This is a genomic window from Pseudarthrobacter adonitolis, assembly GCF_055412845.1.
Genome location: NZ_JBVAYW010000013.1, coordinates 1 through 14,334 on the forward strand (window position 1 = coordinate 1; position 14,334 = coordinate 14,334).

Sequence of the window (14,334 nt, forward strand, 5' to 3'; positions counted from 1 at the left end):
GGCGGGCGGTCAGGCAGCCCTGCAGGAAAGCCGGTCAGCGGAAGAACCGGATCCCGGGCATGATCAACATTTCCGAACGTCCTCCCGAGGTTCAGGACCGGGCCATGCCGGGGCACTGGGAGGGGGACTTAATCATCGGCAAGGGGAACCAGTCCGCGATCGGGACACTGGTGGAAAGAACCACTAACTACACGATGCTCGTGCACCTGCCGGACGGGTACAGGGCCGAGCAGATGCGTGATGCGCTGGTCGCGAAGATCAAGACGCTTCCCGAGGCGCTGAGGCATTCCCTGACCTGGGATCAGGGCATCGAGATGCAGGACTGGAAAACCGTGAAGATGGACACCGGCATCGACNAGGAACTCAACGACCGGCCACGCAAAAGACTAGAGTTCAAAAAACCGATCGAACTGATCGAAGGCCTCCTGTTGCAATGACCGCCTGAAACCGCCGTTCCTTCAACGGACGTTCCATGAGCGAATGGATCAGAAGTTCAGTGCGGACAGCACTCCTGTGCGAAGCAGCTGGTACTCGCTGGCGTACGCTCGTGGCCCTCCTGGAGGTCGGACAACGACGCGGGGCTCCCCGATGACGCGGTGACTTCTGAATTGCTCTCGGGTGAGGTCGTCCTCCTCGTTGCCGCCGCTGACGTCTGCGATGAGGAGATCACCGCCGAGCAGGTCTTGAACGATGAGAGCTGTGGGTCCGCACTGGCCGTGTGCCGCATTGTCGGGGTGCCACTTCGCGAGGCTCTTGGCGTCGAGGCAGGTCGTATCTGCGCTCCAAGACAGACGGAATGCTCGCTCGAGCTCGAGCAACGTATGAGACATGGCGACGGCGTACCAAGGGACTACTGAACGGTGAGGGATCGGCTAACGGGCGGCCGGGGTGACATTTATCGCTGCGATTCACACTGCATTCCGAGGCTGACAGAAGAAAGCGTCCCGTAGAGGGTTCCCCAAAACGGGACGCCTGGGGTTGCCCGCGAGCTGGTGCAGACGAGTGCGGACATTCCGTGCAAAAGGCTTCTGAAGCTGACATCCGGATCCGTGGGAGTTTCTCATCAGGAGTGTCCCGGTTCCAAGGACGTGGAACGCACATTACAGCGGGCTTTTAGGAAGCACCGCAGTCCCCTAATTGGCGCCACCCGTTCCGTTTGCGCCGAGATGTTCAGGGTCCCGTTTACTGGACTACCGTTCCCGGACGAATTCCCAATTCAGACTGCCGTCTATCACCGAGGGCCTGACGGAGAATTCTGGTCGTCCTGTTAGCGGGCTGGACAGTGTATCGTCCAGGAGTTCTTCAACCGATTAGGGGGACGGTCAGCAGTCCTGGCTTAGCCCACGCCCAACCGCATGGCGACCTGGTACCGGTCGGAGCGGTACGTTGAGACGGCGTATTCGATGGGCGTGCCAGGGTCTTCCTGGCCGGTGAACGAACGGCGCCGGAAGAGCAGGACGGGTGACCCGGGTTCGATGTCCAGCAGCGCGGCGGTCTCGGCAGGGGCGGCGGCGGCCTCGACGGTCTGTTCCGCATGCTGCACCGGGTGCCCCGCGGCGCCGAGGGCCCGGTATAGGGACCCCGTCAGGTCTTCCGAGAGCAGCCCGGGGACCAGCGCGGGCGGCAGCCACGATTCGTCCACACTGACGGGCGCGCCGTTCGCGAGCCGCAGCCTGAGGACGCGATAGGCCGCTTCCCCGGGCGCCAAGCCGAGGTGATCGGCGGCCGCCGCCGGCGGCACTGCCGTGGAGGCGTTGATGACCCGTGTGCTGGGTTCGAATCCGGCTGCCCGCATGTCCTCGTTAAACGAGGCCAGGTGCAGGGTGGAACGCACCAGCCCGTGGGAGACGAACGTGCCCTTCCCCTTGATCCGCACCAGCGCGCCGTCCTGCACCAGATCCGAAATGGCCCGGCGCACCGTGATGCGGGAGACGCCGAACTGCTCCTCCAGTTGCCGCTCACCCAGCAGGGCGTCCCCGGGCCGCATTGTGGTGGCCACCAGATGCTGGAGTTGCCTGCGGACCCAGACGTGTTTTAGTTCCCCTGCCGTTTCCATGCCTCCTATTTTCCGGGAATTTTGAACAGGTGACCGCCAGCTTCCACGCGGCCACCGGAGGCCGGAGGTTCGATGGCGTCCGCCGCGCTGTCCAGGACGACCACGGGACTGCACATGCTCAGGTCCTTTGAGCGGACGAATGTGACGTCCACGGTGATCATGGGATCACCGGCACGGACCTGGTCGCCCTTTTGCGCGATCACGGTGAAGCCTTCGCCCTTCAGCCCGACGGTGTCGATGCCGACGTGGACCAGCACTGCGGGCCCCGACGCGTGCTGGACGATGTAGGCGTGCGGCATGACCTTGATGACCCGGCCGTCCAGCGGTGCGACGGCGGTGAGGACGCCGGCGTCGTCGTCGGGAATTACGGCGGCGCCGCCACCTACAAGCCCCTTGGCGAACACGGGGTCCGGCACCTCGTTCAGGGGAATGAGCCGGCCCGGCAGGGGGGAGACAACGCTGACGACCTGGGCCGGTGCTTCCATGCTCACATCAGGTCCTGGATGTCTTCGGCGAGGCTTTCGGCTTCCGGGCCCACAACCACCTGGACCACCGTGCCGGACATCATGACGCCGTGGGCACCCGCGGCCTTGAGGGCGGCCTCGTCAACGCGGGAGGAGTCCACCACTTCGGTGCGAAGGCGTGTGATGCACCCTTCGATTTCTTCGACGTTGTCGGCGCCGCCAAGGGCGGCGAGGATGATTTCTGCTTTGGACATGTCCACTCCTGGAGTTGGTTCGCGGTGAATGACGCCGGGTCCGGAAGCCTTTTTACAGCTTGAGGTTGACAACTGAGGCCGGCGCCCTTCACAGTGATGGTTGTCACTGGTTATAACCAGTTAGCTAGACTCTACTGAATCAAGCATCCCCACACAAGCACCGCCCTCTTCGAGACGAGGAACATCATGACCACGGAAAACCCATCAGCATCCGCCGGGGCCGGCCCGCTGGCCGCCCCGGCCCCGGGCAAGGGCAAGGGCAAGGGCAGCGGAAAAGCGCTGCAGAACATGCAGCGCTTCGGCCGCAGCCTTATGCTCCCCATCGCCGCCCTCCCCGCGGCTGCGCTCCTTCTGCGCCTGGGCCAGGACGACCTGCTTGGCAGCTTCGAATCCCTGACCACCGTCGCCCAGGTCATCGGCGCCGCCGGCGGCGCCCTGTTCGAGAACCTGCCGCTGCTCTTCGCCGTCGGTATCTCCTTTGGTTTCGCCAAAAAGGGTGACGGATCCACGGCCCTTGCCGCCGTGGTCGGATACCTGGTCCTGACCAACGTCTTCAAGGTCATGGCCCCGCTGGTGCTGGGAGCCGCCCCGGAGGGCGGCAAGGATCCCGTCATCAACTACGGCGTCCTGGCCGGCATCGTGATGGGCCTGACGACGGCCTGGCTGTGGCAGAAGTTCCACCGCACCACGCTGCCGGACTGGCTCGGATTCTTCGCCGGCCGCCGCCTGGTGCCCATCCTGACGTCCTTCGCCGCGATCGTGATCGGCGTGGCCATGGCGCTGCTGTATCCGCTGTTCAACACCGGGCTGACTGCCGTGGGCAACACGGTTGCGGACAACACCGTGGTGGGCAGCGGAATCTACGGCACCCTCAACCGGCTGCTCATCCCGCTGGGCCTGCACCACATCCTGAACTCCATCGTCTGGTTCATCATCGGGGACTACGACGGCGCCCACGGCGACCTGAACCGGTTCTTCGCCGGTGACCCCACCGCCGGCGTCTTTATGACCGGCTTCTTCCCCATCATGATGTTCGCCCTGCCCGCGGCCGCCCTCGCCATCTGGCAGGAAGCCAAGCCGTCGCAGAAGAAGATCGTGGGCGGCGTGATGCTCTCGACCGGCCTCACCGCCTTCCTCACCGGCATCACCGAACCGCTCGAGTTCTCGTTCATGTTCGTCGCCTGGCCGCTGTACATCGTCCACGCCTTCCTAACCGGAACCTCCATGATGCTGGTCAACTTCCTGGGCATCCACCACGGGTTCGGGTTCTCAGCAGGAGCCATCGACTACGTCCTCAACTTCGGCATCGCACAGAATCCGCTGTGGCTCATCCCCATCGGCCTGGGCTACGCCGCGGTGTATTACGTGGTGTTCCGCTTCGTGATCCGTCGCTGGAACCTGCGCACCATGGGCCGCGAAGATGAAAACGACGAGAACGGCTCGATGGCTAAAGCCGATGCCAGCTGACCGGCCGTTGACCCTGGACGCCGGCGGCGGGGTGGGGCTGCGGGGCCGCCTCGTTACCGGCCGCCCGGGTGACGAAATGATCGACGACGGCACCGTGGTGATGGCCGGAGGGAACATCGCGTGGTGCGGCCCGACGGCGGACCTGCCGGTGGGAATCGGCGTCGACATCCTCCAAGTGCCGCTCATCCTGCCCGGACTCGTGGACGTGCACTGCCACGGTGCCGTGGGGCACACTTTCTCCGCGGATGCGGACGGTGCACGCCTGGCTGCCGGCCACCACGCAGCGCAGGGCACGACGTCGGTACTTGCCTCGCTCGTCTCGGCGCCGTCGCAGGTGCTACTGGAACAGATCGCTGTGCTGCGGGACCTGGTGCAGGACGGCACCCTGGCCGGCCTGCACCTGGAAGGGCCGTTCATCACCAAAAGCATGTGCGGGGCCCAGGACCCGGCAGCCATCATCGACGGCGACCCGGCGCTCCTGCAGCAGTGGCTTGAGGCGGGACGCGGGACCGTGCGGTCGCTGACGCTTGCCCCCGAAACCCCGCACTTTGCCGAGCTGGTGCAGCTCTGCCGGGAACACGGCGTCGTGCCTTCCCTTGGCCACACCGCCGCTACGGCTTCCCGCACCCGGGAAGTCCTGGGCGGCGTACACGGTGGGGTTGGCGGCCCGTGGTCGGCCACGCACCTGTTCAACCGGATGCCCCCGCTGGGCCACCGCACGCCCGGACCCATCGCGGTCCTGCTGCAGGCGGCCGAGCAGTCACCCGGGCAGATGGTGCTGGAACTGATTGCCGACGGCGTGCACCTGGACCCGGAGATCGTCCGCATGGTCTTCAACCTGGTGGGACCGGGCTCGATCGCGCTGATCACGGATGCCATGGCGGCGGCGGGCATGTCCGACGGACACTACACTCTCGGCAGCCTGGACGTGCTGGTCCAGGACCGCGTGGCACGGCTGACCGGCACCGCTGACACCGGTCCCGGGGCGATCGCCGGCGCGACGAGCCGCCTGCTGGAGAACGTCCGCCGCTGCGTTGAGTGGGGCATTCCCCTGGCCGATGCCGTCATGGCGGCATCCTCCACCCCGGCGCGGCTGATGGGCCTGGATCGGCCTGGCCCCAACCGGGTGGGCGCCATTGCCCAGGGTTACCGGGCGGACGTACTGGTGACCACCGAAGAACTTGAACTCGTGCAGGCCTACCGCGTCGGCACGCCACAAACGCAGGAAAGGAATGACGTTGCAGATAGTTCTGTGTGAGTCCGTCGATCATGTAGGAACCCGGGCGGCGGACATCATCGAGGCCAGGGTCCGGCAGGGACCGGCCGTCCTCGGATTGGCCACCGGCGGATCCCCGAAATCCACTTACCAGGAACTCATCCGGCGGCACCGCGAGGAAGGGCTCAGCTTCAGCCAGGTCACCGGCTTCACGCTGGACGAATACGCGGGTCTGCCGCCGGAACACGAGCAGTCGTACTACTCCACCATCCGGCGGGAGTTCGTTAACCACGTGGACCTGCCCCTGGAACGGCTCTTTACCCCGAAGGGAGACGCGCCGGACCTGGTGGCCGAGGCTGACCGCTATGACGCAGCCATCACCGCTGCGGGGGGTGTGGACATCCAGATCCTGGGCATCGGCGCCAACGGCCACATCGGCTTCAACGAGCCGACGTCGTCACTGTCTTCCCGCACGAGGGTGAAGACCCTCGCCGGGGCCACGCGGGCTGACAACGCGCGGTTCTTTTCCGACGGCGATGTTCCGCGGCTCTGCCTGACGCAGGGTCTCGGGACCATCCGCGAAGCCAAACTGGCAGTGCTGGTGGCGATGGGGGAGAACAAGGCCGCCGCTGTCCAGACCATGGTGGAAGGGCCGGTCAGCGCCCACTGCCCCGCGTCGGTGCTGCAGCTGCTCCGCCGGGCAGTTGTCATCCTGGACCCCGGTGCCGCATCCCGCCTGTCCATGCTGGAGTACTACCGGGAAGCCCAGGAATTCAACGACAAGCTGGGCCAAACACCCACAAGGCCTTGGCTCCAGCAGCCCGTCAGCCGTTGATGACCTGCGGCGTGCCGAGGGCTTTGAGGCCTTCGACGCCGAACTCCAGGCCGTAGCCGGACTGCTTGGCTCCGCCGAACGGGACGCGGGGGTCAACGGCGCCGTGTTTGTTGCTCCAGACCAGGCCGGCTTCGAGGCGTGAGGCCACTTCGCGCGCGACGGCCTGGTCGCCGTCGGCGAAGGCGCCAACATGCCCTCCACCCGTGACGCTGTCTCGGTGTTCCAGGATTCCGGTGTGCTGTTCGGGCCGGGCAAGGCCGCCAACGCAGGCGGCGTGGCGACGTCGGCGCTGGAGATGCAGCAGAAGCGCCTCCAGAGAAGCCGCCCCGGCGGGGTCGAGGTTGGTGGTTTCGTCCACAACGATCCGGGCATGCTGTCAGGAAATCGTCCCGGCCTGCAGCGCGGACATCGTCAACGGCAGGCTGGTGGTGAGTTCGTGCGCCTCGGACAGGAGCGCCCCGGCAGTGCGTTCGCTTACGGTCAGGACGCAGGCGACCTCAGCTATCACGGCCATTTCCTGGGCGCTGCTCTCCCGCGGCGCCACGGTCGGCGCAGCGGATCAGGTTCGCACGCGTCAGAGTCGGACCAGCATCCGATCCGGCCGAGCACGGACACGGACGCGGCGACGGACTCGAAGGCGTCCCTGCACTCCGCACCCCAAGCTGCTCTACGTCCCATGCCCAAAGCATCTCAGGGGGCGCCGACATTTTGAGGTTCAAAGGGTTCGGCAAGGAAGGAGCCAGTTCGCGCATTTTTGTGAGGCACAGGGCGGCAGTGGCTTAAGTATCCGTTCGCGCTCAGTCCTTAAAGAGCCCCGCGAGGTCCTCGGCCGTGATCGAACCGCTGGACAGGGCGTCGCCCTCCATCACATCCGCGAACAGCTGGGACTTCCGGGCTTTCAGGGCCATGACCTTTTCCTCGATCGTGTCCTTCGCCACCAGCCGGTACACCATCACATTCCGCGCCTGCCCGATCCGGTGCGTCCGGTCCACGGCCTGTGCTTCCGAGGCCGGGTTCCACCACGGATCCAGCAGGAACACATAGTCGGCCTCAGTCAGGTTCAGGCCAAATCCTCCGGCTTTCAGCGAAATCAGGAACACCGGCGCGCTGCCGTTCTTGAATTCATTCACGACGTCGGTACGGTTCCGCGTGCCGCCGTCGAGATAGCAGAACTCGATCTTTTCCTCCACAAGGCGTTCGCGGACCTTGCCCAGGAAGCCGGTGAACTGGCTGAAGATCAGCGCGCGGTGGCCCTCAGCAACCAGGTCCTCCAGCTGCTCGAACAGCACGTCCAGTTTGCTGGAGCGGACACCGGACAGCGACGGATCCACCAACGACGCGTCAAGGCTGAGCTGACGCAGCAGGGTCAGCGACTGGAAAATGGTGAACCGGTTCTTGTTCACGTCCTCGATCAGGCCCAGGATCTTCTGCCGTTCACGCTGCAGGTGCGTCTGGTAGACCTTCTGGTGGCGCGGGTTCAGCACCACCTCCAGGATCTGCTCCTGCTTGGGCGGCAGGTCCTGGATGACCTGGTCCTTGGTGCGGCGCATCATGAGCGGACGGACCCGACGGCGGAGCTTGTCCAGCTGCCCCTTGTCGCCGTTCTTTTCCACCGGCTTTTGGTAGTACTCGGCGAACCGCTTGGGGCTCGAAAACAGGCCCGGCGCCACGATGGACGTCAGCGCCCAGAACTCCATGAGGTTGTTCTCCAATGGCGTGCCGGTGATGGCCAGCTTGAAGGCCGCGGGCAGCTTCCGCGCGCACTGGTAGGCCTTGGACTGGTGGTTCTTCACGAACTGGGCTTCGTCGAGCACCAGACCCGCCCAGGTCTTGGAGGCATAGGAGTCGTAGTCGATCCTGAACAGTGCGTAGGACGTGATCACGATGTCCGCGCCGCCGAGTTCAACGGCCGCGTCCTGGCTGTTCTTGGCAAAGGTTTCGCTCACGATGCGGACCGTCAGGCCGGGAGCGAAGCGTGCGGCTTCTGCCGCCCAGTTGCCCACGACGCTGGTGGGGGCCACCACCAAAAAGGGAGTCCCGCCGTCGGGAGCTGCTACTTGAGCCGGCGCACCGTCTGCTGTCCCCGAAGTGGTGCCAGCTGCCGCAAGCTCAGCAGCCTGCTCCTTTGCGGCGCACATCAGGGCGAGCGCTTGCACGGTCTTACCCAGGCCCATGTCGTCCGCGAGGATCCCGCCCAGGCTGTGACGGTACAGGAAGCTGAGCCAGTTGAAGCCCTCCAGCTGGTACGGCCGCAGCTCCGCATTGAGCGAGGCCGGCAGCGGCAGCCCGTTGATTCCGCCTTCGAGGAGCCCACCAACGGCCTCACGCCAGGCGGCGGCCTGCTCGTCCACGATGCCCAGCTGCGCGAGCTCGTCCCACAGCCCGGCCTGGAAACGGCTGATCTGCAGCGGGGCGTCCTTATTGTCCTGCAGGGAGCGGGCTTCCTCGATCAGGGCGCGCAGCTGGTGCAGTTCGGGGAGGTCCAGCGAGAAGTAGGCGCCGCTGGGCAGGAGCATCTTGGTCTGGCCCGAGGCCAGTGCAGAGAACACAGCCGCGAACGACACCGGCTGGCCCTCGAGCGAAATCTGGATGCCAAGATCGAACCAGTCGCGCTGCTCCGTGGCCTTCGTGGAGATGGAAACGACCGGCGCTTCCTCGGCCTCGCGGTAGTCGGCGATGTCCCCCGCAGTATCCACTGAAACGTCCGGCGCGTTCCGGAGCTCGGGGAGGACGTCTTCGGTGAAGGCCAGCGTGTCCAGGCCGCTGAGTTCGGCGGACGCTGACAGGCGGGGCGTGCCCCAGCCGCCGGTGGCCGATTCGCCCAGGGCCGGAACAACGTTCCACGGCTGGCCGATGCCCTCCAGGATGCGAGCCTCGGCGGTGTCGTCGCGGTAGCCGTGGTCGCCGGGGTGCCGCCACAGCGGTTGGGCCGTGACCAGGTTTCCGGACTTGTAGTGCCATTCCCAATGCAGCCGGACGCGGTGGTCCGCGCCGTAATTGGCCAGCAGGGAGAGGGTCGGAAGGGCCAGTGCGGGCAGCGCCACCGACTCATCCGTCGCCGTGACCCGGGCCGCCTGCTTGAGCTTCGGGTAGAAGCCGGTGAGGAAGCGCGTCTCGTCCTTTGCCGGGATGTGCAGGGTGCTGCCGGCTGTCACGAAGGTCAGCAGTTCCTCGCTCAGCCCGTTTTCCAGCGGGGCCAGCGTGATCACGTTGTCCGCGGAAACACCGGGCAGCGCCTCCCCGCCCGTGGTCAGGAAGATGCCGTGCGCGGGGTGGCCAATGGTCCCCACCGACGCCGGATCAACGTCTTCCCCCTCAACGGTGATGGTGGGCGCGAGCTCCAGCCCGCCGTCGTCGGCTGTTTTCGCCGCGACCTCCGGAGCGGCCGCGGCGGGATCGCCGGCGTCACCGGAAAGCGAGCCGTAACGGCTCAAATTAAGCCCGACGGCGGCGGGGGACTCCGCGAGCCGCACCGGCTCAGTGCCGCGGCTGTGAACCAGGGCGAGGCCGATCTTTTTGGCGTCGGTGAGCAGGCTCCACATGTTCTTCCCGGCGAACGTGTTCAGCCCCAGCCAAAGCGCGGAGGAGTTATGAACCCGGTTGGCAGCGGCGGTGTGTGCGGCCAGGAATGCCTGCATCCACTCGATGTGCGCCTCGTTGCATTCCCGGCGGAAGTTCAGGTAGCTCAGAGTGTTCCAGGAGACGTCGCCGCGGATCCACTTGCCCTTGGCGCCCATGATCATGGGCCGGGCCTTGAGCTGGCGCACGCTGCGGAGCGGGTCGCGGCGGCCTGTGTAGGAGAAGTGCGGCGCCGGTTCCTCGATCTCGAACTGGAGGGCCAGCGGGATGCCGCTGATGGACTGGGTGATGCCGGGCTGCGAAATCAGCGGGCTGAGGGCCTGCTCCCAGTCGGCCAGGTCCACGCTGGCGGGTTGGCGGGAAAGCCGGGAAACTTCAGCGGGGGCCAGGAGCTGGACGCGGATGGCCGGGTTGTCCTCGGCGGCGAACAGCAGCGCGGCCACGTGCTTGCAGTCCTTGCGGACAGGGCAGCTGCAGACGCCCACCGTGCAGCTCCAGCCGCCCGTTTTCCGGACCAGCTTGGCCGTGGTGGAGTAAGGGACGTCGGCACCTCCCCGGACCTTGCCCAGCATCAGCCCGGTGGCGGCGTCGAACGACATTCCGGAAACCCGGCTGCCCATGGCATACGCCAATCCGGCCGCGAGGGAGCGGTCGTTAATGGCGGGGGTCTGTATTGCCAGTGCCGCACTCTCGTCCGGTTGGGATGGCATGGTGCGCGCTACTTTCAGCTGGTCACGGGGGTGCCGTGTCCGATCGGAGGTTATCTGCTTCATCTTAGTTCGCCCGGCGGGAGCCTGAAACTTCGCCTGACGTTCACTTCCGCCTCAACACACCGCCGCCCCCGCCGACGTAGCGTGAAAGTGTCCTGAGCAGCACCGAAGCATTCAGCAGTGAGGAATCCCATGACCATGAGCCAGAACCCTGTCGTCCTGACCCAGGCCAGCATCGATGCAGGCAGCGAGGAGGTTGTAGATGCCAACGTTCACGTGGTGAACGCCATGTACGGGAAACTGCTCGACGCCGGCGAGATCGCGCCCGCGGCGCTCGGCAGCTACTACGTGGACTTCTACGTCACGCAGTCCTTGGAGGGCGGCTTCGCCCAGTACGTGTTCACAGCGGACCGCGACGAAGTGGACCCGCTCATCCGCGAGGGCCTCGCCGGTATGGGTGCAACGGCCCACCTGGAGCTCTTCAACCGGACCGTTACGGCGTTTGATGCCTTGTCCGAGGAAGACGAAGAGCGCTACCTCGACGGCGACCTGGACACTGAGGAAGAGTCCACCGACGCCGTGCGCACCATCGAAGAGCTCGACGGCGAGTTCGAGGAACTGTTCGAAACCGAAAACATCACCGCACTCAACGCCGCCTGGCTCCTGCGCCAGGAGGGGTTGCTGGTACTCGACGAAGAAGAGCTGGACGCCTACATCGAGCGTCAGGTTGCGCTCATCCCCAACCTCGAGGAGCGCCAGGCCGCGGCCGACGAGGAAGCGCTGGAGGACGCCCCGGATTTTGAGGTCATCATCCGTGAACTGTGCGACATCGCCGGCTACACGCTGCAGAAGATCACCATGGGTGACCCCAACTACATGCACGACGGTGAGAAGGCGCTGGCCTGGCACTTCACTACGGACCACGGCGACTTCATCATGGTGGAGGACGACGAAGAGGCGTTCATGATCAACCCGGAGACCCAGGAGATCGTCGCCGCCGTTGAGTTCGAGGAAGCGGACGACGACGACATGATCGACGCGTAGGACCCCTCAACACGGTCCCGGGCCGGGTTCGTCGGGGTCGGTTCGCCCGGTTCAGATCGCCCAGTTCGCGGGAAATGTGCGGGGTCGCTGGAAATTTCCGGCGACCCTGCACTGGCCATCGATAAGCTCGTCGGCTTCGCGCAGCATAAATTCCGGGTAGCCGAACAGCTCCCAGGAGACGGCGTACTGTGCGTAACCAGTGACGCCGTGCACGTCGCGCATCCGGTGGCGGAGCTCGGCGTTGTTCTTCAACCCGGCGGAGCGTGCCTGCCCGGCCCAGTCGGCGACGTCGTGCCCCGCCTTCCGCAGGAGCAGGGCTTTGTTGCTGTCCACATGGTCTGCCAGGTCTTGGCCGTTTTCTGGTGTTCCGGAGTGATCGCCATGCCTCGATGCTAGGGCGGTCCATGGGTCCGAAGCCGGGCCCTGGAAAGAAATTTAGGAGGCGCCGTAACTTTCCCGGTCCGGCCAGCGATGTAGGGGGTGATGGGTTCCTCACGGAGCCGGATCTGAATTGTTCTCTAGGTTTTGGAGTGTCATATGTCGTTGTTCACTGTTCTCGCCACCAGCAAAATCGCCGCCGGAGTTCTCGCCGCGGGCACCCTGGCCGTCGGTGGAACCGGCGTCGCAGCTGTTTCCGGCGCCCTCCCGACCGACGCACAGCAGACCGCCCACGAACTGCTCGGCGCCCCCGCCCCGAAGCTGGCCGCTGACGCCACCGAGTCGGCCTCCGCAAACGCTTCCGGCGATGCAGCAGTATCCGGCGAAGCAACCGTCTCCGGCGATGAGGTCGCAGCCGAGGCCAACGCCTCCGCCGCCGCCGGCACCGCAGTGGACGCTGCAGGTGCCGCAGCCTTTGGCCTCTGCACCGCCTTCACCAACGGTGGACTGAACGAAGCCTCCGAGGGCTTCTCGTCCCTGGTCATCGCCGCCGAGGGCGAAAGCAACGTTGACGCCTTCTGCACGGACGTCGTCGCGCAGGGTGCCGCTTCCGCTGACGCCGACGCGGCTGGCGAGGGTTCTGCCGCCGCCAAGGCCGAGCGCCCCGAGCTGCCCGCCGTTCCTGCTGTCCCCGCCGTACCGGCAGTTCCGGGTATCGACGGCGTTCCTGCCGTTCCCGCGGTGCCGGGCGACGTTGTAGACGTTCCGGCCGTTTCGGGCCGCTAGGACCTGCTCAGCTATTGTGGACGGCGGGAACCCGCTCCGGACGGACCGGATTCCCGCAGTCCACATGGCAGCCAGATAGCTGACCGACACCAGCGGAGCACACCGCACCGAATACCGGGATGAGCGAGTCCGCTGCCCGGGATAGAGGAGCCACTGGTGCTAGACACTTTGGCCGAAGAAGACATAGATACATTTGCAGACACCGCCGGCGCTGATCCGGCTGTGCTCTTCGGCGCTGTCTATCGAACCTTTTCCGGAGCAGTCCTGGGCTACCTCAAGGCCCGTGGCGTGGACGATCCCGAGGCTGTCACCCAGGACGTGTTCCTGGCGTTTTTCCCCAAGATTGGTGAGCTGACCGGCGGGCTGCAGGGTGCCAAGTCGTTGGTGTTTTCCATCGCCCACGCCCGGATGGTGGACTACTACCGGCGGGTTGAACGCCGGCCGGACTTCACTCCTTACGACCCCCTGCAGGACGGGCGCAGCACGGCGTCCGCCGAGGACCACGCCCTGGGCCACAGCGGCGGCGCGGCCCACCTGCTGGCGGGCCTGAGCGGTGAACACCGTGAGGTCCTGGCACTGCGGGTGGTGGCTGACCTCTCCATCGAACAGGTGGCCGGCATCATGGGTAAGTCCCACGGTGCCATCAAGCAGCTCCAACGCAGGGCGCTGCAAAACCTCAAGGACCAGACTCTTAGAAGAAACCAGGCAGATCATGAGTGACACCGCAGGCTCACGCAACGGTTTCCGCGACGACGTGTCTGTTGACCGGCTGCTGCTGGAGGCAGGGCTGGACGACGACGCCGGCCTCCGACCCGTTCTGCTGGAGCTCCAAGCGCTCGCCGCCGAGCAGCCGGCGCCCTCCGATGCAGTCGCCGCGCTCATGAGGCCTGCGGTGAACCAGCCGGTGATCCAGGCTGCGGACCAACCGGAAGCCACCCGCCATCTGGCGGTGGTTCCTGCAACGACGGTTATGCCTGCAACGACGGTTGTCCGGCAGCTCCCTGAAACCGTTACTTCCCCTCAGTCAGAGCCCGCCGTCGCCCCCGCCGTGGCAACGGATGAGCTCACGGTGGCGACCGACGAGCTCGCCGCCCGCCGCCGTGCTAGGCGCCGGGTCACCCTCACCACGCTGTCCGTGGCCGTCTCGCTGGCGGCCGGCGGCGCCGTTGCTGTTGCCTCCGACCAGGGGATCAGGGATTCCATCGGCCAGGTCAACCACGCAGTTACATCGTTCGTGTCCACCGTTGGCGGCGGGCCTGCCCCCGCGCTGGTGGAGACCCCGGCTCCGGGGCCGGTCCAGCCCGGCGTCCCTGCCGTAGGGCCCGCCGGGCCGGCCGTCACTGTGCCGGTTCCGGCCGCTCCGGGGTCCGGTTCGAGCCAGGCCACGCAGCACGCTCCCGCCCCATCGGGTTCAGCGCCGGCAGTTCCCCTGCCAGACCTTTCCCTACCTGAAAACGTCACGCCGGGTGGCCCGCTGAACGGCGAGGGACAGCCCCCGGCTCTGCCCCTGCCGCCAGTCCCGCTGCCCGGCATCCATCCGTAAGC

15 protein-coding genes and 2 pseudogenes are annotated in these 14,334 nt (G+C 66.0%); 9 read left to right on the forward strand and 8 right to left on the reverse strand.

The features are described 5' to 3' along the window. On the forward strand, positions 1-437 hold a 437-nt coding region (locus tag ACZYZ4_RS13210; protein ID WP_463861555.1), incomplete at its 5' end, for an IS30 family transposase. Between the two features lie 48 nt (positions 438-485). Here the strand turns inward: ACZYZ4_RS13210 and ACZYZ4_RS13215 are convergent. The 4 genes from ACZYZ4_RS13215 to ACZYZ4_RS13230 all read right to left on the reverse strand — a co-directional run bounded on the left by ACZYZ4_RS13215 (position 486) and on the right by ACZYZ4_RS13230 (position 2,774). Continuing rightward, positions 486-830, reverse strand: a complete 345-nt coding sequence (locus ACZYZ4_RS13215) for a YunG family protein (RefSeq protein ID WP_463861557.1) — start codon at positions 828-830, stop codon at positions 486-488. Positions 831-1,336: 506 nt separating this feature from the next. Next, complete coding sequence (locus ACZYZ4_RS13220; RefSeq protein WP_463861559.1) at positions 1,337-2,056, reverse strand: GntR family transcriptional regulator; 720 nt, start codon at positions 2,054-2,056, stop codon at positions 1,337-1,339. A 5-nt stretch (positions 2,057-2,061) separates the two neighbouring features. Further along, a complete protein-coding gene (locus ACZYZ4_RS13225; RefSeq protein WP_463861718.1) occupies positions 2,062-2,541 on the reverse strand; it encodes a PTS sugar transporter subunit IIA in 480 nt (159 codons plus the stop codon). 2 nt (positions 2,542-2,543) lie between these two features. Then, positions 2,544-2,774 (reverse strand): PTS sugar transporter subunit IIB, encoded by a 231-nt coding sequence (locus tag ACZYZ4_RS13230; RefSeq protein ID WP_058930899.1) that lies wholly within the window; start codon positions 2,772-2,774, stop codon positions 2,544-2,546. Positions 2,775-2,960: 186 nt separating this feature from the next. Between ACZYZ4_RS13230 and ACZYZ4_RS13235 the strand changes: the two genes are divergently transcribed. Genes ACZYZ4_RS13235 through nagB form a run of 3 tightly spaced genes read left to right on the forward strand, consistent with a single transcriptional unit; the run spans position 2,961 to position 6,292 of the window. Beyond that, complete coding sequence (locus ACZYZ4_RS13235; RefSeq protein ID WP_463861561.1) at positions 2,961-4,241, forward strand: PTS transporter subunit EIIC; 1,281 nt, start codon at positions 2,961-2,963, stop codon at positions 4,239-4,241. After that, positions 4,231-5,499: an N-acetylglucosamine-6-phosphate deacetylase gene (locus ACZYZ4_RS13240; protein WP_463861563.1), complete on the forward strand. Its 1,269-nt coding sequence runs from the start codon at positions 4,231-4,233 to the stop codon at positions 5,497-5,499. The genes ACZYZ4_RS13235 and ACZYZ4_RS13240 overlap by 11 nt, the downstream gene beginning before the upstream one ends. Beyond that, positions 5,480-6,292 (forward strand): glucosamine-6-phosphate deaminase, encoded by an 813-nt coding sequence (gene nagB, locus ACZYZ4_RS13245; RefSeq protein WP_463861720.1) that lies wholly within the window; start codon positions 5,480-5,482, stop codon positions 6,290-6,292. Before ACZYZ4_RS13240 ends, nagB begins: the two co-directional genes overlap by 20 nt. Here nagB and ACZYZ4_RS13250 read toward each other — a convergent pair. Next, a pseudogene (locus tag ACZYZ4_RS13250) lies at positions 6,282-6,461 on the reverse strand (aldehyde dehydrogenase family protein); the annotation flags it as partial. The gene nagB and the pseudogene ACZYZ4_RS13250 overlap by 11 nt on opposite strands. Here ACZYZ4_RS13250 and ACZYZ4_RS13255 point away from each other — a divergent pair. Beyond that, a pseudogene (locus ACZYZ4_RS13255) lies at positions 6,450-6,596 on the forward strand (NADP-specific glutamate dehydrogenase); the annotation flags it as partial. The pseudogenes ACZYZ4_RS13250 and ACZYZ4_RS13255 sit on opposite strands and share 12 nt — an antisense overlap. Positions 6,597-6,668: 72 nt before the next feature. Here ACZYZ4_RS13255 and ACZYZ4_RS13260 read toward each other — a convergent pair. Continuing rightward, a complete protein-coding gene (locus ACZYZ4_RS13260) occupies positions 6,669-6,800 on the reverse strand; it encodes a hypothetical protein (protein ID WP_463861565.1) in 132 nt (43 codons plus the stop codon). Positions 6,801-7,089: 289 nt separating this feature from the next. Continuing rightward, complete coding sequence (locus ACZYZ4_RS13265) at positions 7,090-10,581, reverse strand: DEAD/DEAH box helicase (RefSeq protein WP_463861567.1); 3,492 nt, start codon at positions 10,579-10,581, stop codon at positions 7,090-7,092. 192 nt (positions 10,582-10,773) lie between these two features. Here ACZYZ4_RS13265 and ACZYZ4_RS13270 point away from each other — a divergent pair, with 192 nt between their 5' ends. After that, on the forward strand, positions 10,774-11,625 hold the full coding sequence (locus tag ACZYZ4_RS13270; RefSeq protein ID WP_463861722.1) for a DMP19 family protein: 852 nt from the start codon (positions 10,774-10,776) through the stop codon (positions 11,623-11,625). 51 nt (positions 11,626-11,676) lie between these two features. On the opposite strand, the gene ACZYZ4_RS13275 is transcribed toward ACZYZ4_RS13270, so the two are convergent. Beyond that, positions 11,677-11,958 (reverse strand): hypothetical protein, encoded by a 282-nt coding sequence (locus ACZYZ4_RS13275; protein WP_463861569.1) that lies wholly within the window; start codon positions 11,956-11,958, stop codon positions 11,677-11,679. A gap of 204 nt (positions 11,959-12,162) precedes the next feature. Between ACZYZ4_RS13275 and ACZYZ4_RS13280 the strand changes: the two genes are divergently transcribed. The 3 genes from ACZYZ4_RS13280 (at position 12,163) to ACZYZ4_RS13290 (ending at position 14,332) form a co-directional block, all read left to right on the forward strand. Beyond that, entirely contained in the window at positions 12,163-12,789 is a 627-nt protein-coding gene (locus ACZYZ4_RS13280; RefSeq protein WP_463861571.1) for a protein tyrosine phosphatase, read from the forward strand. Between the two features lie 156 nt (positions 12,790-12,945). Continuing rightward, positions 12,946-13,509 carry an RNA polymerase sigma factor gene (locus ACZYZ4_RS13285; RefSeq protein WP_463861573.1) on the forward strand — a complete coding sequence of 188 codons (564 nt, stop codon included), beginning with the start codon at positions 12,946-12,948 and terminating at the stop codon, positions 13,507-13,509. Beyond that, on the forward strand, positions 13,502-14,332 hold the full coding sequence (locus ACZYZ4_RS13290; RefSeq protein WP_463861574.1) for a hypothetical protein: 831 nt from the start codon (positions 13,502-13,504) through the stop codon (positions 14,330-14,332). Before ACZYZ4_RS13285 ends, ACZYZ4_RS13290 begins: the two co-directional genes overlap by 8 nt. Positions 14,333-14,334: the final 2 nt, after the last annotated feature.